The organism is Micromonospora sp. NPDC002575 (assembly GCF_042889525.1).
Lineage (GTDB): Bacteria > Actinomycetota > Actinomycetes > Mycobacteriales > Micromonosporaceae > Micromonospora > Micromonospora carbonacea.
This window is the reverse complement of the sequence record NZ_JBIARA010000009.1, coordinates 109,360-128,452: the sequence shown is the minus strand read 5'-3', so window position 1 is coordinate 128,452 and position 19,093 is coordinate 109,360. Positions and strand designations below refer to the sequence as shown.

General features: G+C 73.2%; 18 protein-coding genes. 12 read left to right on the top strand and 6 right to left on the bottom strand.

The genetic code is table 11. From position 1 onward, the window contains the following. Positions 1-96 precede the first annotated feature (96 nt). Together ACFYWL_RS16015 and ACFYWL_RS16010 are read left to right on the top strand one after the other, a co-directional pair. Positions 97-2,898, top strand: a complete 2,802-nt coding sequence (locus ACFYWL_RS16015; protein WP_386972900.1) for a DEAD/DEAH box helicase — start codon at positions 97-99, stop codon at positions 2,896-2,898. A gap of 165 nt (positions 2,899-3,063) precedes the next feature. After that, the gene (locus tag ACFYWL_RS16010; protein ID WP_386972897.1) at positions 3,064-3,954 is read left to right on the top strand and encodes an MHYT domain-containing protein; all 891 of its coding nucleotides are present in this window, start codon (positions 3,064-3,066) and stop codon (positions 3,952-3,954) included. Between the two features lie 98 nt (positions 3,955-4,052). Here ACFYWL_RS16010 and ACFYWL_RS16005 read toward each other — a convergent pair whose 3' ends face one another. Together ACFYWL_RS16005 and ACFYWL_RS16000 are read right to left on the bottom strand one after the other, a co-directional pair. Further along, positions 4,053-4,973 carry a 5'-3' exonuclease H3TH domain-containing protein gene (locus ACFYWL_RS16005; RefSeq protein ID WP_386972894.1) on the bottom strand — a complete coding sequence of 307 codons (921 nt, stop codon included), beginning with the start codon at positions 4,971-4,973 and terminating at the stop codon, positions 4,053-4,055. A 50-nt stretch (positions 4,974-5,023) separates the two neighbouring features. Next, positions 5,024-5,251: a hypothetical protein gene (locus ACFYWL_RS16000; protein WP_386972892.1), complete on the bottom strand. Its 228-nt coding sequence runs from the start codon at positions 5,249-5,251 to the stop codon at positions 5,024-5,026. A gap of 267 nt (positions 5,252-5,518) precedes the next feature. Between ACFYWL_RS16000 and ACFYWL_RS15995 the strand changes: the two genes are divergently transcribed. From ACFYWL_RS15995 to ACFYWL_RS15985, 3 genes are all read left to right on the top strand, one after another. Further along, complete coding sequence (locus tag ACFYWL_RS15995) at positions 5,519-6,661, top strand: acyl-CoA dehydrogenase family protein (RefSeq protein WP_386972890.1); 1,143 nt, start codon at positions 5,519-5,521, stop codon at positions 6,659-6,661. Positions 6,662-6,789: 128 nt separating this feature from the next. Further along, positions 6,790-7,671: a peptidoglycan DD-metalloendopeptidase family protein gene (locus ACFYWL_RS15990; RefSeq protein WP_386972888.1), complete on the top strand. Its 882-nt coding sequence runs from the start codon at positions 6,790-6,792 to the stop codon at positions 7,669-7,671. A 94-nt stretch (positions 7,672-7,765) separates the two neighbouring features. Beyond that, entirely contained in the window at positions 7,766-8,275 is a 510-nt protein-coding gene (locus ACFYWL_RS15985) for an Lrp/AsnC family transcriptional regulator (RefSeq protein WP_386972885.1), read from the top strand. On the opposite strand, the gene ACFYWL_RS15980 is transcribed toward ACFYWL_RS15985, so the two are convergent. After that, on the bottom strand, positions 8,202-8,816 hold the full coding sequence (locus ACFYWL_RS15980) for a histidine phosphatase family protein (RefSeq protein ID WP_386972882.1): 615 nt from the start codon (positions 8,814-8,816) through the stop codon (positions 8,202-8,204). The genes ACFYWL_RS15985 and ACFYWL_RS15980 overlap by 74 nt on opposite strands. Positions 8,817-8,980: 164 nt before the next feature. Between ACFYWL_RS15980 and ACFYWL_RS15975 the strand changes: the two genes are divergently transcribed. After that, positions 8,981-9,175 carry a CsbD family protein gene (locus ACFYWL_RS15975; RefSeq protein WP_386972880.1) on the top strand — a complete coding sequence of 65 codons (195 nt, stop codon included), beginning with the start codon at positions 8,981-8,983 and terminating at the stop codon, positions 9,173-9,175. A gap of 86 nt (positions 9,176-9,261) precedes the next feature. Here the strand turns inward: ACFYWL_RS15975 and ACFYWL_RS15970 are convergent, their stop codons facing one another. The 3 genes from ACFYWL_RS15970 to ACFYWL_RS15960 form a co-directional block, all read right to left on the bottom strand. Next, positions 9,262-10,227, bottom strand: coding sequence for an N-acetylmuramoyl-L-alanine amidase (locus ACFYWL_RS15970; protein WP_386972878.1), 966 nt, complete (start codon positions 10,225-10,227; stop codon positions 9,262-9,264). Continuing rightward, entirely contained in the window at positions 10,227-10,379 is a 153-nt protein-coding gene (locus ACFYWL_RS15965; protein WP_386972875.1) for a hypothetical protein, read from the bottom strand. Before ACFYWL_RS15965 ends, ACFYWL_RS15970 begins: the two co-directional genes overlap by 1 nt. 315 nt (positions 10,380-10,694) lie before the next feature. Continuing rightward, complete coding sequence (locus ACFYWL_RS15960) at positions 10,695-12,101, bottom strand: KamA family radical SAM protein (protein WP_386972872.1); 1,407 nt, start codon at positions 12,099-12,101, stop codon at positions 10,695-10,697. A gap of 155 nt (positions 12,102-12,256) precedes the next feature. Between ACFYWL_RS15960 and ACFYWL_RS15955 the strand changes: the two genes are divergently transcribed. From ACFYWL_RS15955 to ACFYWL_RS15930, 6 genes are read left to right on the top strand one after another with little or no spacing between them, the layout of a single operon-like run. Continuing rightward, positions 12,257-13,306: a zinc-binding alcohol dehydrogenase gene (locus ACFYWL_RS15955; RefSeq protein WP_386973240.1), complete on the top strand. Its 1,050-nt coding sequence runs from the start codon at positions 12,257-12,259 to the stop codon at positions 13,304-13,306. A gap of 4 nt (positions 13,307-13,310) precedes the next feature. Beyond that, positions 13,311-14,882, top strand: a complete 1,572-nt coding sequence (locus ACFYWL_RS15950) for an amidohydrolase (protein WP_386972870.1) — start codon at positions 13,311-13,313, stop codon at positions 14,880-14,882. After that, positions 14,879-16,438, top strand: a complete 1,560-nt coding sequence (locus tag ACFYWL_RS15945) for a lysine 5,6-aminomutase subunit alpha (protein ID WP_386972867.1) — start codon at positions 14,879-14,881, stop codon at positions 16,436-16,438. Before ACFYWL_RS15950 ends, ACFYWL_RS15945 begins: the two co-directional genes overlap by 4 nt. A gap of 53 nt (positions 16,439-16,491) precedes the next feature. Continuing rightward, a complete protein-coding gene (locus tag ACFYWL_RS15940) occupies positions 16,492-17,247 on the top strand; it encodes an OAM dimerization domain-containing protein (protein ID WP_386973237.1) in 756 nt (251 codons plus the stop codon). After that, a complete protein-coding gene (locus tag ACFYWL_RS15935; RefSeq protein ID WP_386972865.1) occupies positions 17,244-17,636 on the top strand; it encodes a hotdog domain-containing protein in 393 nt (130 codons plus the stop codon). The genes ACFYWL_RS15940 and ACFYWL_RS15935 overlap by 4 nt, the downstream gene beginning before the upstream one ends. Further along, positions 17,633-18,970, top strand: coding sequence for a glutamate mutase L (locus ACFYWL_RS15930; RefSeq protein WP_386972862.1), 1,338 nt, complete (start codon positions 17,633-17,635; stop codon positions 18,968-18,970). The genes ACFYWL_RS15935 and ACFYWL_RS15930 overlap by 4 nt, the downstream gene beginning before the upstream one ends. Positions 18,971-19,093: the final 123 nt, after the last annotated feature.

Below are 19,093 nucleotides of genomic sequence, written 5' to 3'. Positions count from 1 at the left end.
ATCCGGCACGCCGTGCACCCTACCGACCGCCCCCGACCCCCCTGTCGGACGGCCTTGAGGCGGTGGCCGTCGGAGGCACGCACTAATCTTGGTGACATGTCGAGCCCCGCCGAGCGGTACGCCGCGGCGCGCCGCCGGGCCGCGCAGGCCTCACAGTTCCCGGCGCTGGACGAGTTCACCCTTGACCTGGGGTTCGATCTCGACGACTTCCAGCGGGAGGCGTGCCAGGCCCTGGAACGGGGCAGCGGCGTGCTGGTCTGCGCCCCCACCGGCGCGGGAAAGACCGTGGTCGGCGAGTTCGCCGTACACCTGGCCCTGCGCGGCGCGCCCGCGCAGCCGGCGGCGGCCGACGGCGACGGCCCGCCGCCCACCCGGCGCAAGTGCTTCTACACCACGCCGATCAAGGCGCTGTCCAACCAGAAGTACCACGACCTGGTCGACCGCTACGGCGTCGAGCACGTCGGCCTGCTCACCGGCGACAACGCGATCAACGGCGACGCCCCGGTGGTCGTGATGACCACCGAGGTGCTGCGCAACATGCTCTACGCCGGCTCGGCCACCCTCGAGGGCCTGGCCTACGTGGTCATGGACGAGGTGCACTACCTGGCCGACCGGTTCCGTGGCGGGGTCTGGGAAGAGGTGATCATCCACCTGCCCGCCTCGGTGACCCTGGTCTCGCTGTCGGCGACCGTCTCCAACGCCGAGGAGTTCGCCGACTGGCTGGTCACCGTGCGCGGCGAGACCGCCGTGGTGGTCAGCGAGCACCGGCCGGTGCCGCTGTGGCAGCACATGCTCGTCGGCAAGCGGATGTTCGACCTGTTCCACGACGCCGACGCGGCGCGCAAGCACGACGTGCACCCGGAGCTGCTGCGCTACACCCGGGAGACGATGCGCCGCCTGGAGCTGGGGGAGGGGCGCAGCGCCGGGCCGGGCGGCGGCCGGCGCGGGCCGCGCTGGCGGGGCCCGCTGCGCCCGGACATCGTGGACCGGCTCGACCGGGAGGGGCTGCTGCCGGCGATCCTGTTCATCTTCAGCCGCGCCGGCTGCGCCGCCGCCGTGCAGCAGTGCCTCGCCGCCGGCCTGCGGCTCACCTCCCCGGAGGAGCGCGCCGAGATCCGCCGGGTCGTCGAGTCCCGGGTCACCGCCATCCCCGGCGAGGACCTGACGGTGCTCGGCTACTGGGAGTGGCTCGACGGCCTGGAGCGCGGCCTGGCCGCCCACCACGCCGGCATGCTGCCGGTGTTCAAGGAGGTCGTCGAGGAGCTGTTCGTCCGGGGCCTGGTCAAGGCGGTCTTCGCCACCGAGACCCTCGCGCTGGGCATCAACATGCCGGCCCGCTGCGTCGTCCTCGAACGCCTCGTGAAGTTCAACGGCGAGGCGCACGTCGACCTCACCCCGGGGGAATACACCCAGCTCACCGGCCGCGCCGGCCGCCGCGGCATCGACGTCGAGGGGCACGCCGTCGTGGTCTGGTCGCCCGAGACCGACCCCCGGCACGTGGCGGGCCTGGCCTCCACCCGCACCTACCCGCTGCGCTCCAGCTTCCGCCCGTCGTACAACATGGCCGTCAACCTGGTCGGCACGGTCGGCGCGGAGCCGGCCCGCGCGTTGCTGGAATCGTCGTTCGCGCAGTTCCAGGCCGACCGGTCGGTGGTCGGCCTGGCCCGGCAGGTGCAGCGCAACACCGAGACCATCGACGCGTACGGCGCGGAGGCCGCCTGCCACCACGGCGACTTCGACGAATACTTCGCCCTGCGGGTGGCCATCGCCGACCGGGAGCGCGCCATCGCCCGGCAGGGACAGCACCAGCGCAAGGCCGCCGCGGTGGCGTCGCTGGAGCGGCTGCGCGTCGGCGACGTGATCCGGGTGCCGTCCGGGCGGCGCGCCGGCCTCGCGGTGGTGCTCGACCCGGCCACCGGCGGGTTCGGCGAGCCCCGCCCGCTCGTGCTCACCCAGGACCGGTGGGCCGGGCGGGTCAGCCCCGGCGACTTCACCACCCCGGCCGAGGTGCTGGCCCGCATCCGGGTGCCCAAGCACTTCAACCACCGTTCCCCGGCGGCCCGCCGCGACCTCGCCGCCGAGGTCAGCGGCACCGGCCTGGACCGGCACGGCGGCCGGCGCGGCGGTCGTTCCCGGCAGGGCGCGGGCGAGGACCACGCGCTCAGCCAGCTCCGCGCCGAGCTGCGCCGGCACCCCTGCCACGCCTGCCCCGACCGGGAGGAGCACGCCCGCTGGGCCGAGCGCCGCCGCCGCCTCGAACGCGACACCGAGGAGCTGCGCCAGCGGGTCGCCGGTCGTACCGGCTCCCTGGCCCGCACCTTCGACCGGATCGTCGCGCTGCTCACCGCGCGCGGCTACCTGTCGAGCGACGGCGCCGTCACCGACGCCGGGCGGATGCTCGGCCGGATCTGGACCGAGGCCGACCTGCTGGTCGCCGAGTGCCTGCGCCGGGGCGTCTGGGACGGGCTCTCCCCGGCGGAGCTGGCCGCCGCCGTGTCGGTGGTCGTGTTCGAGGCCCGCCGCGACGTCGACGAGCGGGCGTCGCTGCCGCGCGGCCCCGTCGCGGAGGCGGTGGACGAGACGCTGCGCCTGTGGAGCGGCATCGAGGCCGACGAGGCCGCCCGGGGTCTCGCCGTCACCCGCGAGCCCGACCTCGGCTTCGCCTGGCCGATCTACCGTTGGGCCCGTGGCGAGGCACTGGCCAAGGTGCTCGCCAGCGGGCACCAGTTCGACGGCGAGATGCCGGCCGGCGACTTCGTCCGCTGGGCCCGGCAGGTCGTCGACCTGCTCGGTCAGCTCGCCGACTCCGGCGGCGCCTCCACGGAGCTGCGCGCCACCGCCCGGCAGGCCATCGCCGCCGTCAACCGGGGCGTCCTCGCCTACCACGCCACCGCCTGAGGTTCACTCTGCGTGATTCCGGCGCGAGTCCCGTGCGTCGGACCGTCACCGCGGCAGCACCCTCCGAAGTGGCCGGGGGGCCGCTGTTGCGGCAGCTCAGAGCGTCCCCGATCATGTCCCCGGCGCCTCGTTGACGCGTCGGTAACCGGGTGGGGAGACAACGCCGTGGCGGAGATCAATCACTTTGAGTACGGCTGGATCACCCCGGCGCTCAGCTACGCGCTGTCGGTGCTGGGCTCGTTCCTCGGTCTGGTCTGCGCGAGCCGCATCCGGGCCGCCGGCACCGCCGGCCAGCGCGTGTGGTGGGGCGTCCTCGCCGCCTGGGCGATCGGCGGCACCGCGATCTGGAGCATGCACTTCATGGCGATGCTCGGCTTCGCCGTCGAGGGCACCCGGATCCGCTACGACGTGCCGATCACCGTGGTCAGCGCCCTCATCGCCGTGGTCGCGGTCGGCATCGGCCTGGCCATCGTCGGCACCGGCCGGGTCTCCGCGCTGCGCATCGGCGTCGGGGGCGTGCTGACCGGGACCGGGGTCGTGGCCATGCACTACACCGGGATGGCGGCGATGCGGCTCGGCGGCTCCCTGGGCTACGACGGCGTCCGGGTCGCCCTGTCGGTGGCGATCGCCGTGGTCGCGGCGACCGTGGCGCTGTGGCTGGCCGTCACCGTGCGCCGCGTCCTGGCCGTCGTCGCGTCTGCGCTGGTGATGGGCGTCGCCGTCAACGGCATGCACTTCACCGGCATGAGCGCCCTGTCGGTGCACCTGCACGAGCAGCAGGGCGAGATCAGCGGCGCGGGCTTCAGCACCCTGCTGGTGCCCATCGTCCTCGCGGTGGTCCTCGTCGTGGTCGGGCTGGTCTACGCCCTGCTCGCCGCGCCGACCGAGGAGGACCGGGCCGGCGCGGCCTACCTCGACGCCCGCCGGGCCGACCCGGCCGGGTCGGCCGTGGTGGACCCGCAGCCGGCCCCGGACCCGGTCGGGCTGCGCGCCCGCGGCACCCTGGCCCGCCCCGGCAGCACGTTCCCGGCGCGCCGCGCCGACCCACCGCGCTGACCCCGCGGCCGGGCTGAACGCCGGCCGCGCCGGACCCGTCCGGCACGCTCACCGGGCGCGGGTCGGCCCCGCAGTCGCGGGTGGCGAGCCTGGCACGGTCAGTCGCGGGTGGCGAGGGCGTCGACGAGGCGGCGGCAGGAGCCGGCCAGGTTCCAGCGCTCGGCCAGCTCCAGCAGCCGGTCCGGGTCGGCCGGGGCCTGCGGCAGCGCCGTGGGCAGCTCCGGCAGCGGCACGTCCAGCGCCACCCGCACCACCGTCGGCGCGACGGCCAGGTAGCCGCGGGCGGCGTCGAGCCGGGCCCGCAGGCCGGGGGCGAACCCGGAGCCCGGGTCGTCGAGCGCGGCGAGGATGCCGGCGACGCCGCCGTACCGGTCGACCAGCCGGGCCGCGGTCTTCTCGCCGACGCCCGGCACCCCGGGCAGCCCGTCGCTCGGGTCGCCGCGCAGGGCCGCGAAGTCGGCGTACCGGTCGGCGGGCACCCCGTAGCGGGCGCGCACCGCCGCGTCGTCGCAGTCCTCCAGCTTCGCCACGCCCCGCCCGACGTAGAGCAGCCGCACCCCGCGCGCGTCGTCGACGAGCTGGAACAGGTCCCGGTCGCCGGAGACCACCTCGGCCGGCGCGGGCTGGGTCACCGACAGCGTGCCCAGCACGTCGTCGGCCTCGTAGCCGGTGGCGCCGATCGCCGTGATCCCGATCGCGGCCAGCACGTCCAGGATCACCGGCACCTGTGGGCCGAGGGTGTCGGGCACCTCCTCGCCCCCCTCCGGGGCCACCCGGTGCGCCTTGTACGACGGCAGGAGCGCCACCCGCCAGTCGGGACGCCAGTCGTGGTCCAGGGCGCAGACCATCCGGTCGGGGCGGCGGGTGCGCACCAGCGTGGCGAGCATGTCGAGGAAGCCGCGCACCGCGTTGACGGGGCTGCCGTCGGCGGCCCGCGCGGCGGACTCGGGGACGCCGAAGTAGGCCCGGAAGTAGAGGCTGGGAGCGTCGATCAGCAGGATCGGGGGTCGGTGTGCCACGCCGGACAGCCTGGCACAGGCGTCCGACGATCCGGGGTGCGGCGCGGCGGTCAGCGCGGCCCGTCGTGCCGGTAGACCGTTTCCCGGCGGGCGAGGCGCTGCACGGCGTAGCTCGCCACCAGCAGGACGAGGGCCACGGCCGCCTCCAGCCACGCGAGGGCCCCGTTGGCGACGGTGAGGCCCACCGCCAGCAGCACCAGCCCGGCGACGGCGAGGATGCCGGCCCACAACAGCCCGCGCCGACGCCGCGCCCCGCGGTCCCGCTCACCGCCCGCCATCCGCGCCGCCTCCCGTCCGTCGCCCGCCGTGCCGGCGTGGGTCCAGGCTATCGACGTCGTCGCCCGCGCCGGGCGCGTTCGGCGCGACACCGTCGCCCGGCTCGGCGGCCCGGCGTCGGCGGTGCCGCCTCCCCCGGACGGCCAAACGACCGTTAAGCTCACAGGGCGGGAACCGGCGGCGGAACCCCGCCATCGGCACCCGACGCCGCCCGCACGACGGGCGGCGTGACCCCGGCTCAACACCACCCCCACGGAGCTCAGCGCGCCATGACCGTCGACCGGATCCTGCCCACCGACGAGGCCCACGACCTGCTCGACCTCGCCACCGACCTCGCCGACCGGGAGCTCGCCCCCCGCGCCGCCGGGTTCGAGTCCCGCGCCGAGTTCCCCCGGGAGGTGCTGCGCACCCTCGGCCGCGCCGGCCTGCTCGGCCTGCCCTACGCCGAGGAACACGGCGGGGCCGCCCAGCCGTACGAGGTGTACCTGCAGGTGCTGGAGGTGCTCGCCAGCCGCTGGCTCGCCGTCGCCGAGGCGGTCAGCGTGCACACCCTGTCCTGCTACCCGCTGGCGCAGTTCGGCACGGACGCCCAGCGCGAGCTGCTGCCCGACCTGATCGGCGGCGAGCTGCTCGGCGCGTACTGCCTGTCGGAGCCGCAGGGCGGCTCGGACGCGGCGGCGCTGACCACGAGGGCCGTGCGCGACGGCGAGGCGTACGTGGTGACCGGCACGAAGGCGTGGATCACCCACGCGCAGGTGGCCGACTTCTACAACATCTTCTGCCGCACCGGCGGGCCCGGCCCGAAGGGCATCTCCTGCCTGCTCGCCGACCGCGGCACCCCCGGCATCGTCCCGCAGGCCGCCGAGCGGACCATGGGCCTGCACGCCTCCCCGGTGGCGCAGGTCGCCTTCGACGACGCCCGCGTCCCCGCCGACCGCCTCATCGGCGGGGAGGGCGCCGGCTTCACCATCGCCATGTCCGCCCTGGACTCCGGCCGCCTCGGCATCGCCGCCTGCGCCGTCGGCCTGGCCCAGGCCGCCCTCGACCACGCGGTCGGCTACGCCCGCGAGCGCCGGCAGTTCGGCCGGGCGATCGTCGACTTCCAGGGCCTCGGGTTCAACCTGGCCGACCACGCCACCCAGATCTCCGCCGCCCGCGCGCTCATGCTGGCCGCCGCGCGGCTGCGCGACGCCGGCCGGCCGTACTCGATCGAGGCGGCGAAGGCGAAGCTGTTCGCCACGGACGTCGCGATGCGGGTGGCCATCGACGCGGTGCAGGTGCTCGGCGGGGCCGGCTACGTCGCCGACCATCCCGTCGAGCGCTACCTGCGGGAGGCGAAGGTGCTCCAGATCGTCGAGGGCACCAACCAGATCCAGCGCCTGGTGATCTCCCGCGCCCTGGCCAGGGGCTGAGCGGCCCGTCCGCGGCGCGGGCCGACGCCCGCGCCGCCGCGACCCCGATGGCAACGATTGATCTCCGGCTATCCTGGGGCTAGCCTCTGCTTGCCATGGTCAGCCGACGACCGCACGGAGGCCCGCGCATGGATCACGAGAACGCGTCCGGCTGCTGCGGCGGCCCGTCCGCGCCGCCCCAGGCCGGGCTCAGCCGCCGTACGCTGCTGCGGGGCGCGGCGCTGACCACCGGCGCCCTCACCGTCGGCGTCGTCGGCCTGCCGGGGATGGCCCACGCGGCGCCCGCCATCTACAACCCGTTCGCCGGCTACCCGATCACCGGCAGCTGGCAGGACCACCTCAGCAGAGGTTCGCTGGGCGGCATCGACTTCGGGATGGGCGTCGGCACGAACCTGCCGGCCTGCGGCGCCGGGACGATCCAGAACATCCCAAACAACGGCACGGGCGGGCACACCGTGACCATCCGCCACGCCGACGGCTACCGCAGCCAGTACATGCACCTGTCGCAGTTCCTGCTGGCCGACGGCACCGCCGTCGCCGCCGGGACGGTCGTGGGGCGCTCCGGGGGCGCCGTCGGCGCCCCCGGCTCCGGCAGCTCCACCGGCCCGCACCTGCACTGGCACATGATCGACCCGAGCGGGGTGCGGATCAACCCGCTGACCTACGTCGGCCAGCACCCGGGCGGCGGCCTGCCCAAGACGACGACCGAGCAGGACGGCATCCCGGGCCCCGTCTGCTACAAGCGGATGCAGAACTGGCTGCGGATCACGTCGGGCTACACCGGCCCGATCGACGGCGTGCCCGGCGTGAACACCTACGCCGCCCTGCAGCGGGCCATGCGCGGCTACGGCTACACGGGCCCGATCGACGGCGTGCCCGGGGTCAACACCTGGAAGGCCGTCCAACGGCTCGCCTCCGGCTGGGGCTACACGGGCCCGGTCGACGGGGTGATGGGCCCGAACTCCTGGCGCGGCTTCGCCCGCTTCCTCAATCAGGACCAGTGGGACTGAGGCCCGACGCGCAAGGTCACCCGAGGCGCACCGAGCGTCACGCGGGACGGGGGCGTCGTCGCGTGGGAGCGCTTTTACCGGTAGGTTGCACGCCGTGGAGGAGATCGACCGGGCCATCGTCGCGGCGCTGACCGCCGACGGGCGGCTGTCGTACACGGATCTGGCGGAGAAGGTGGGCCTGTCGGTGTCCGCCGTGCACCAGCGGGTCCGCCGGCTGGAGCAGCGCGGGGTGATCCGGGGGTACGCCGCCCGGGTCTCCTTCGAGGCGGTGGACCTGCCGCTGAGCGCGTTCGTGGCGATCCGGCCGTTCGACCCGTCCCAGCCCGACGACGCCCCGGAGCGGCTGGCCCACCTGCCCGAGATCGACTCCTGCTACTCGGTGGCCGGGGAGGACTTCTACCTGCTGCTGGTGCGGGTGGCCTCGCCGGCGGACCTGGAGCGGCTGCTCCAGGAGATCCGCACGGCCGCGAACGTCACCACCCGCACCACCGTGGTCCTGTCCACCCCGTACGAGAACCGGCCGCCGAAGATCAGTGGCGGGGAGATGTCGGCCCGGGCGCGGTCCCGGACGGCGGGGGAGGCGGCTGGTTCCACCGCCGGATGACCGGCCGGCCGTGCTCGTGGCCGAGGACGCTGACCGTGGCGGTGTCCAGCCGCAGCAGCCCGCCGCCCGACGGCGGCAGGCCGATCCACCGGGCGCCCAGCACCCGCAGGCTGTGCGCGTGGCCGACCAGGGCGACGTCGCCGTCGGCGAGCGCGGCGGCGGCGCGGGCCAGCACCCGGTCGAGCCGCGCGCCCACCTCGGCGGGGGACTCCCCGGCGGGGCAGCCGTCGGTCCAGATGTTCCACCCCGGGCGCTCGGTGTGGATGTCGGCGGTGGTGACGCCCTCGTACCGGCCGTAGTTCCACTCGGCCAGGTCCTCGTCGACCGCCCCGACGGCGAGCCCGGCCAGCTCGGCGGTGCGCAGCGCCCGGCGGCGCGGGCTGGCCAGGACCAGGGCGAACCGCCGGTCGGCCAGGAGCGCGGCGAGCGCGCGGGCCTCCCGCTCGCCGTCGGCGGTGAGCTCCAGGTCGGTGTACGAGGTGTGTCGGCGGCTGGCGCTCCACTCGGTCTCGCCGTGGCGGACGAGGACGATCTCTCCCATCCGCCCAGTCAACCAGGCCCCCGCCTCCCGTTCACACCTAGCCTCCTAGGACGCCGTACGCGCCGTGACGCGCGTCCGCCCCCAGGTTTCCCCTGCCCACGCCCCGGGCATGCGTACGGTCAGGGGCAGCGAGGCCCCGTAACGCCGCAGCAGAGGGAGTCGACATGAGCTTCACCGACAAGGCGAAGAACAAGGCCCAGGAGCTGGCCGGCGCTGCCAAGGAGCGCGTCGGCGACATGACCGACAACGAGCGCATGCGGGCCGAGGGCGCCACCGAGCAGAGCGACGCGCGGGCCCGTCAGGCGGGCGAGCACGTCAAGGACGCCGGCCGGGACGTGCGGGACGCGTTCACCAAGTGACCCGACCGCGCGGCGGCCCCGGAGGGAGTCTCCTCCGGGGCCGCCGTCGTCGGTGCCGCCCCCCGCCGTCGGGGGAGGAGCGTGGGCTAGGAAACCCGGGTGAGGCGGATCGCGTCGGCGATGACGAGGCCGGTGCCGGTGGTCCACCGGCTCACGCCGACCCGGTTGGCGTCGCCGGCGGGAAGGGTGAACGTGCCGAGGGCGCGCCACTGGCCGCCGGTGGCGCGCTGGTCGGCGTAGACGGTCTTGTTGCCGGTGGTGGTGGCCACGAGGTACGGGGTGGCGTTGTTGTATCCGGCGTTGGCCGGCCACCAGGCGTCGACGCGGTAGGTGCCGGTGGCGGGGACGTTGACCCGGTACCAGGCGACGTCGCTGGAGGCGACGGGGTCGGCGTAGCGGTAGTCGGCGCCGTAGCGCTGGCCGGAGTAGGTGGAGACGCGCCAGTTGGCGCTGGCGGTGAAGCGGCCGGAGGTGGCGTTGTCGACGATCGTGCTCCAGGCGGTGCCGCCGCCCATCCGGGCGGCGGCACCGGCGCGCATGACGTCCAGGTCGATGAAGGACGGGTCGATCTTGCCGGTGGTGCTGGTCTCGCGGTGGCCGCGGGCGTAGCTGGCGTCCCGGCCGAGGCGGGTGAGCACGGCGACGGTGGCGCGCAGCGACGCCTCGTACTGGGCGGGGGTCATCTCCTGGCTGACGCCGTTGTAGTCGATCTCCCAGCCGATCATGAGGGCGTTGCCGTCGCCGGCGGGGATGGGGCCGCTGCCACCGCTGGCGCCGGCGTGGTTGGCGCGGCCGGCGGAGATGAGGTGGAACACGCCGTGGTAGTCGACGAGGGCCTGGCAGAGGGGCCCGGGCAGGTCGGAGCGGCCGTTGATGCAGATGCCCAGGGCGGGGTGGGGGTTGGTGGCGCTGGAGGTGGAGGCGGTGTGGTGCCACAGCACGCCGATGGGGTCGAAGTCGCCGGGGCGCATCCGGTTGCGCCAGTCGCCTCCCTCGACGACCTGGACGCCGGCGGCGCGCAGGACGTCGGCGAGCCAGCCGACGGTGGCCATCAGGACTGCTCGATCAGGTCGGCGAGGCACTCGGCGCGCGCCTCGGCCCGGGCGGGTGCGGGGCGCAGGACGACGGTGAGAGCGGCGGCGACGAGGGCGGGGAAGCCGAGGAGCCCTCGGCGGCGCAGGCGGGCGACGGGTGACGTGGCCACGGCACTCCTCACGGCGGCGGACGGTGGTCCGCCCGGTCGGTGGTCAGGGATGACGGCACGCTATCCGGTCACGCCCATCGATGTCGATACCCTTCAATCAGCCTCCGGGGGTTGAAGGTTTCCCGCAGCGCGGGTTCCGGCGGCCTGCCGATGCGGGCCGAGAGGGGTGCGGCACCGCCGCCAGCGCTGGTCCGCTCCGGCTCGGGGACCGTGACCCTAGTGTCCTAGGACGCTATAGAGGGCGTGGCGCGCCACGCCCAAACCAAAAACCATGGCCCCGGCATACGCCGGGGCCATGGGTCGAGCGGGTATGGCTCAGTCGTCGCGGTGGTCGTGCCACCACTGCTGGCCGGCAGCGGGCAGGGTGTCGATCGGGTCGTAGTAGGCGTAGCGCTTGTTGAGCGCCTCCAGGTCGGCCGACTCGATGGAGGTGCGGTAGTTCTTCGTCCAGTAGGAGATGCCGCGCTCGCGGTCGTAGTCGGTGAGCATGTGCACCCAGCGCTTGCCGACGAACGGCACGTCGCAGACGATCCGCGGGGTGGCGTAGCCGGGCAGGTAGCCCATGATGTCGTGCTGGAGCTGCTGGGCGTGCCAGACCGGGACCCGCCAGTGTTCGGCGTTGGGGATCATGTCGCACATGTAGAAGTAGTACGGCAGGATGCCCGCCTCGCCCTGGAGCGCGAAACAGAGGTCGAGCAGGTCGGGGGCGGTGGCGTTGACGCCGCGCATGAGCACGCCCTGGTTGCGCACGTCGCGTACGCCGACGTCGAGGGCGGTCTGGGCTGCCTTCGCGACCAGCGGGGTGATCGACTGGGCGTGGTTGACGTGGGTGTGGATGGCCAGGTTGACGCCGCGGCGGGCGGCGGTGCGGGCGACCCGTTCCAGGCCCTCGACGACGTCGGGCTGGAGCCAGTGCTGGGGCAGGCCCATGAGGGCCTTGGTGGCGAGCCGGACGTCGCGGATGGTTTCGATCTCCAGCAGCCGCATCAGGTACGACTCGAGGTTGCGCCACGGCACGTTGGCCACGTCGCCGCCGGAGACGACCACGTCGCGTACGCCCGGGTGGGCCCTGAGGTAGGTGATGTGGGCGTCGTACCGGTCGACGGGCTTGAGGGTGAGCTTGAGCTTGTCGACGGCGGGGGTGGAGTTGCCGACGAGGTCCATCCGGGTGCAGTGCCCGCAGTACTGGGGGCAGGTGGAGAGCAGTTCGGCGAGGACCTTCGTCGGGTAGCGGTGGGTGAGGCCCTCGGCGACCCACATGTCGTGCTCGTGCAGGGAGTCGCGGCTGGCGTACGGGTGGGAGGGCCAGTCGGTGCGCCGGTCGGAGGCGACGGGGATCATGTAGCGGCGGATCGGGTCGGCGAGGAGCGCGGCGGTGGTCAGCGGCGCGTGCGGCGCCATGGTGTTGATCATTTGGGGCGGCACGAGCATGGACATGGTGGCCAGGGTCTTCTGGTCGGCCTCCAGGTCGGCGTAGAAGGACTCGTCGACGGTGTCGCCGAGGACGGCGTGCAGCTGCTTGATGTTCTTGACGCAGTTGACGCGCTGCCACTGGGCGCTTTCCCACTGGTCTCGGGTGACGTGGCGCCAGCCGGGGAAGCGGGTCCAGTCGGGTTCGACCAGGGGGCTGCGGCGGTATTCGTAGGGCTGCCCGGCGGTCGGTGCGGCGACCGGGGCGTGACGGGGCTGAGGGATGGTCTCAACCGGTTGGGTCTGGGTCACGGCCCCTCCTCGGTGTGTGGTGCGGACGGTCGGCGGCCCGTACGCTACTGGAAATTATCCGGCGAAGAAATTAGTCTGCCGTAAGTTTTCCCGTGATGCGAGTCCTGGGCGGGGCTTCGGGCGGCTGGACAGGGGAGGTCGGCGTGGCGTCACCGGTGGGTCTGCACCGTGTTGTCGAACCGGCGGGGGTGCTGCCGCAGGCGGCGTGGCGGTTGGACGCCGGCGCGCGGATCGCGCCGAACGAGGTGCGGATCCGGGTGGAGCGGTTGAACCTGGACGCGGCGAGCTTCCGGCAGTTGTGGCAGAAGCACGGCGGGGACGGGGAGAAGGTCCGCGCGGAGGTGCTGGAGATCGTCGCGGCGCGGGGGAAGATGCAGAACCCGGTGACGGGGTCGGGCGGGATGCTCATCGGCACGGTGGAGGAGGTGGGCCGGCGGTCGCCGTTGGGGCTGCGGGTGGGTGATCGGGTGGCGACGTTGGTGTCGTTGACGTTGACGCCGTTGGCGATCACCGACGGGTTGGCCCGGTGGGACGGGCGCAGCGAGCAGGTGCCGTGTGACGGGTACGCGATCCTGTTCGCGCGGTCGATCGCGGCGGTGTTGCCGGCGGATCTGCATCCGGAGTTGTCGCTTGCGGTGTTGGACGTGTGTGGGGCGCCGGCGTTGACGGCGCGGGTGGTGGCCGATGAGGTGGCGCGGCGGGAGCGGGTGGGTGATGCCCGGCCGGTGTGTGTGGCGGTGATCGGTGGGGCGGGCAAGAGCGGGTCGTTGTCGTTGGCTGCGGCGCGGCGGGCGGGTGCGGCTCGTACGGTCGGGGTGGTGCCGGTGGTGGCGGAGCGGGATGCGTTGGTGGCGGCGGGTCTGGCGACGGAGGTGGTGTTGGCCGATGCGCGGGATCCGGTGGGGTTGTCGACGGCGGTGACGGCGGCGTTGGGGGTGCCGGCGGACGTGACGGTGGTGTGCGTGGACGTGCCGGGTTGTGAGCATGGGGCGGTGTTGGCCACGGGGGACGGCGGGACGGTGATCTTTTTCTCGATGGCGACGAGTTTCGCGGCGGCGGCGTTGGGGGCGGAGGGGTTGGCGGCGGACGTGACGATGCTGGTGGGCAACGGGTACGTGCCGGGGCATGCGGAGTTGGCGTTGGGGTTGTTGCGGTCGGAGCCTGGGGTGCGTGGCCTGTTCGAGGCCCGGTTGGCGGCAGACTGACGTCATGACTAGTCCCTCGATCTTGTACCGCGGTGGAGTGCTGCACTGTCCGGCGGATCCGCGTGCGACGGCGTTGTTGGTGCGTGACGGGCGGATCGCCTGGTTGGGGGTGGACGCGGAGGCGCCGGGCGCGGACCGGGTGGTGGATCTGGCGGGGGCGTTGGTGACGCCGGCGTTCGTGGATGCGCACGTGCATGCGACGGACACGGGGTTGGCGTTGTCGGGGCTGGATCTGTCGGGGGTGCGGTCGGCGGGGCAGTTGTTGGACGCGGTGTCGGTGTTTTCGGCGGGGTTGCCGGGTGACGCGGTGGTGTTGGGGCACGGGTGGGACGAGTCGACCTGGGCGGAGCGGGTGTTGCCGGATGCGGTGGCGTTGGGGCGGGCGGCTGGTGGGCGGCGGGTGTATCTGTCGCAGGCGTCGATTCATTCGGCGTTGGTGTCGGCGGCGTTGTTGGCGGCGTGCCCGGAGGTGGTGTCGGCGGCCGGGTATGACGGGTCGGGGTGGTTGCGGCGGGACGCGCATCATGTGGTGCGGGCGGCGGCGTTCGCGTCGGTGACGCGGGGGCAGCGGGTGGCGGCGCAGCGGCGGGCTTTGGAGCACGCGGCGTCGTTGGGGATCGCCGCGGTGCACGAGTGCGGTGGCCCGGACATCTCCGATGAGGAGGACTTCACGGGGTTGCTGGCGATTTCCGGGCGGGGTGTGCCGGAGGTGTACGGGTATTGGGGTGAGCTGCTGGGCGCGGCGAAGGCGCGGGAGTTGGGTGCGGTCGGTGCGGGTGGTGACCTGTTCGCGGACGGGGCGTTGGGGTCGCGGACGGCGCATGTGTCGGTGGCGTATCTGGACGGGGAGCCGGGGGCGTGTGGGCACGGGTACGTGTCGGCGGAGCAGGTGCGTGATCACGTGTTGGATTGTGTGGCGCACGGGGTGCAGGGCGGGTTCCACGCGATCGGTGATGCGGCGATCGGGACGGTGTTGGCGGGGTTCGCGGGGGCGGCGGAGCGGGTGGGGGTGGAGCGGTTGCGGGCGGGGCGGCATCGGGTGGAGCACGCGGAGTTGATGGGTCGGCGGTTGATCGCGGGTTTTGTGGAGTTCGGGATCGTGGCGTCGATGCAGCCGGCGTTCGATCGGTTGTGGGGTGGTGCGGGGCGGATGTACGAGGCGCGGTTGGGGTTGTCGCGGTCGTTGGAGTCGAATCCGATGGGTGCGATGCATTCGGTGGGGGTGGCGTTGGCTTTCGGTTCTGATTCGCCGGTGACGCCGTTGGATCCGTGGGGTTCGGTGCGGGCGGCGGCGGCGCATCACAATCCGGTGCAGCGGATGAGTGTGCGGGCGGCGTTCGCGGCGCATACCCGGGGTGGGTGGCGGGCGGTGCGTCTGGACAACGAGGGTGTGTTGGCGTTGGGGGCGCCGGCGACGTTCGCGGTGTGGGACACCCCGGCGGGGGTGGAGCGGGGGTTGCCGGTGTTGCAGGCGGAGGACCCGGAGTTGCGGGGTGCGGATGATCCGACGCCGTTGCCGGTGTGCCGGGCGACGGTGTTGCGGGGTGACGTGATTTTCGAGGAAGGCGTGTCGTGACGGGCAAGCTTGGGTTGGATCCGGCGCTGGTGGGGCGGGCGCGGGAGTTGGCGCGTCGGGCCGGGCAGCCGGTGGTGGATCTGGCGCGTAGCCACACGACGGTGTCGGTGGAGCGGGCGGTGTTGCGGCTCGCGGGGGTGTCCGGTGCGGATCCGGACGGGATTCCGTGGGTGAACCGGCTCGTGGATGCGGTGGTTGCCGATGTGGGGTTGGGGCATGGGGTGGCGGTGCCGGTGTTCGACGCGTTGGCGCGGGAGGGCGTGTCGGATGTGACGTTGCTGGCGCAGAAGGCGGCGGCGGGGTCGGTGCGGTTCGAGGTGCCGTCGGGGCGGGCGGCGACGGCGGCGCGGCGGGGGTCGCGTAGGGCGGTGGCGGCGGGGATCCGGCGGATCGATCGGCGGCGGGCGGAGCGGGATCGTCTGGTGAGGCGGTTCGGGGATCCGCCGCGGCGGCCGTGGATCTATCTGATCGTGGCGACGGGTGACATCTATGAGGACATTCCGCAGGCGCAGGCGGCGGCGCGGGCGGGTGCGGATGTGATTGCGGTGATCCGGTCGACGGGGCAGTCGTTGTTGGACTATGTGCCGGAGGGGGCGACGCGGGAGGGGTTCGCGGGGACGTACGCGACGCAGGAGAACTTCCGGTTGATGCGGGCGGCGTTGGACGAGTCGTCGCGGGAGTTGGGCCGGTATGTACGGTTGACGAACTATGCGTCGGGTCTGTGTATGCCGGAGATGGCGACGTTGGCGGGCCTGGAGCGGCTGGACATGATGTTGAACGATTCGATGTACGGGATTCTGTTCCGGGACATCAATCCGATTCGGACGTTCGTGGACCAGCGGTTTTCGCGGCAGGTGCATGCGCGGGCGGGGATCATCATCAACACGGGTGAGGACAACTATCTGACCACTGCGGACGCGGTGGACGAGGCGCACACGGTGACGGTGTCGCAGTTGTTGAACGAGTTTTTCGCGCACGAGGCGGGGTTGGCGGACTGGCAGTTGGGGTTGGGGCACGCGTTCGAGATCAATCCGGATGTGCCGGAGTCGTTGCGGTTGGAGTTGGCGCACGCGTTGTTGGCGCGGGAGTTGTTTCCGGATGCGCCGTTGAAGTGGATGCCGCCGACGAAGCACATGACGGGGGACGTGTTCCGGGGGAATCTGCTCGACGGGTTCTTCAACCTGGTGGGGGCGATGACGGGGCAGGGGATTCTGCTGGTGGGGATGATGACGGAGGCGGTGGTGACGCCGTGGTTGTCGGACCGGGACATCGCGTTGCAGAACGTGCGGTACGTGTTGGGTGCGGCGGGTGGGTTGCACGAGGATTTCGTGCCGGCGTCGGGTGGGTTCATCCAGCAGCGGGCGCGGCGGGTGTTGGGTGAGGCGGTGGAGTTGTTGGAGCGGATCGGGGATCAGTCGTTGTTGGCGGCGATCGCGGAGGGCACGTTCGGGATCATGAAGCGGCCGGCGGATCGGGGGAAGGGTCTTTCCGGGGTGGCGCGGCATGAGGGGGACTACTACAACCCGGCCACGGAGATCCTGGAGCAGTCGGCATGAGCGAGCGCACCGAGCGGAGCGAGGGCCGCGAGAGCATGTCCGGCGGGCGCGGCATGAGCGGGAAGTCGGTGGTGCGGCCGTACGGGGACACGACGGGTGACGGCATGGTGCAGGTGTCGTTCACGTTGCCGGTGCCGCACGACAAGCGGGCCGAGGGCGCGGCGGTGCAGCTGGCGAACAAGATGGGCTTGGATCCGGCGATGTTGGTGCACGCCAAGCCGATCGGTGACGGGTTCACGTTCTTCGTGGTGTATGGGCGGGTGAACCACCTGGTGGACCTGGCGACGGTGCAGGTGGTGGAGCGGGACTATCCGCTGTTGCCGGCCAAGGAGGTCAACGCGGTGGTGAAGCGGCGGCTGCGTCGCAAGCTGTCGGTGGTGGGCGCGTGCATCGGCACGGACGCGCACACGGTGGGCATCGACGCGATCCTCAACGTGAAGGGCATCGCCGGGGAGAAGGGCCTGGAGTACTACCGGGAGTTGAAGGTGACGAACCTGGGTGCGCAGGTGAGTGTGCCGGAGTTGGTGGAGGCGGCGCGGCGGGAGAAGGCGGATGCGGTGCTGGTGTCGCAGGTGGTGACGCAGCGGGATGCGCATCTGCACAACACGCGGGAGATGTCGGCGGCGTTCCGGGAGGCGATGCCGGCGGGGCGGCGGCCGTTGTTGATCGTGGGTGGGCCGCGGTTCGACGAGACGATGACCGAGGAGTTGGGGGTGGACCGGATCTTCGGTCGTGGCACCACCCCGGGTGAGGTGGCCAGTTATCTGGTCCATGCGCTGATCACGTCGAGGAAGGCGAGTGTGGCATGAGTGATCCCCGGGTCGGTCTGACCGTCGTGCATCGCCGGTATGTGCCGTATTCGCATGCCCACTATGCGGGGAACCTGGTGGACGGGGCGTACGCGTTGGGGTTGTTCGGGGACGTGGCGACGGAGGTGTGTATCCGTACCGACGGGGACGAGGGGTTGTTCGCGTCGTATTCGCAGGTGCAGTTCCGGGCGCCGGTGCGGGCGGGTGACGTGGTGGAGGTGGCGGCGACGGTGACGCGGGTGGGCACGCGCAGCCGCACGATCGACTTCGAGGCGCGGGTGGTGTGCCGGGGTCGCCCGGATCGGGGCGAGTCGGCTGCGGAGGTGCTGGACGAGCCGATCGTGGCGGTCACCGCGACGGGCACCGTGGTCGTGCCGCCGGTGGCGTGAGCGCGGCGGTCTGCGTCGACGTCGGTTCGACGTACACGAAGGCGGTGGTGGTCGACTTGGACGACGGCCGGCTGGTGGGTGCGGGGGCGTCGCCGACGACGGTGGGTTCGGACGTGCTGCTGGGGTTGGACGCGGCGGTGGGGGCGGCGACGTCGGCGGCCGGGGTCGCCGACGTGCCGTGGTACGTGTGTTCGTCGGCCGGTGGTGGGCTGCGGCTGGCGGTGGTGGGCTACGAGGCGCTGGTGACGGCGCAGGCGGGTCGGCGGGTGGGCCTGTCGGCGGGGGCGGACGTGGTGCATGTGGTGGCGGGCCGGTTGGGTGCGCCGCAGGTGTCGGCGTTGCGGGCGGCGCGTCCGGACGTGGTGTTGCTGGTCGGCGGCACCGATGGTGGTGACGCGGAGGTGTTGACGCACAACGCGACGCGGTTGGCGCGGGCGCGGTGGCGGGTGCCGGTGGTGTTGGCGGGCAACGTCGACGTCCGTGACGACCTGCGTGCGGTGCTGGCGGGGGCGGGGGTGCCGGTGACGGTGGCCGACAACGTGCTGCCGCGGATCGGGGTGTTGGAGCCGGGGTCGGCGCGGGCGGCGATCCGGGAGGTGTTCCTGCGGCATGTGATCGGTGGGAAGCGGTTGTCGCGGGGGCCGCGGTTCGGGCGGTTGGTGCGGGCGGCGACGCCGGATGCGGTGTTGACGGGGGTGGAGGTCCTCGCCGACGCCGTCGGTGGGGACCTGTTGGTGGTGGATGTGGGTGGGGCGACGACGGATGTGTATTCGGTGTTGACGCCGGACGAGCGGGCGGGCGGGCCGGGGCGGGAGGTCGCCGGTTCGTTGTGGCGGGCCCGCACGGTGGAGGGGGATCTGGGGGTGCGGTGGAGCGCGCCGGGGGTGGTGCGGGCGGCGGCGCAGGAGCGGCTGGTCGACGCGGCGGAGGAGGCGGCGTTGGCGGTGGCGGCGGGGGTGCGGGCGGCGGATCCGGGGTGGGTGGCGGCGGACGAGGCGGGGTGGGTGGTGGATGCGCGGATCGCGGCGTTGGCGGCGACGGTGGCGGTGCGTCGGCACGCGCGGGGTGGGGCGACGGGTGAGCGTGGGGGGCGGGATCTGCGGGACGTTCGGCTGCTGGTGGGGTCGGGGGGTGTGTTGCGTCACGTGCCGGCGGGGGTGGGCGCGGGGGTGTTGGGGGCGGTGTTGGCGGATCACGCGGGTGGGTGGGCGGTGCCGCGGGCGGCGCGGTCGGTGGTGGACGTCGAGTACGTGCTGGCGGCGGCGGGGTTGTTGGCGGCGGATCATCCGGGGGCGGCGGGGGCGTTGCTGCGCCGGCATCTGGCGGTGGATTGAGACTCGCCGACGCGACACGCCGGGCCGGGTGGGGCGACTGGCCGGGGCGGGTTGACAGGGGCCGGGGGGCAGCACGTACCGTCTTTGAGTCCTACTACGGGAAGTGGCTGTTGTTCGCTTCGT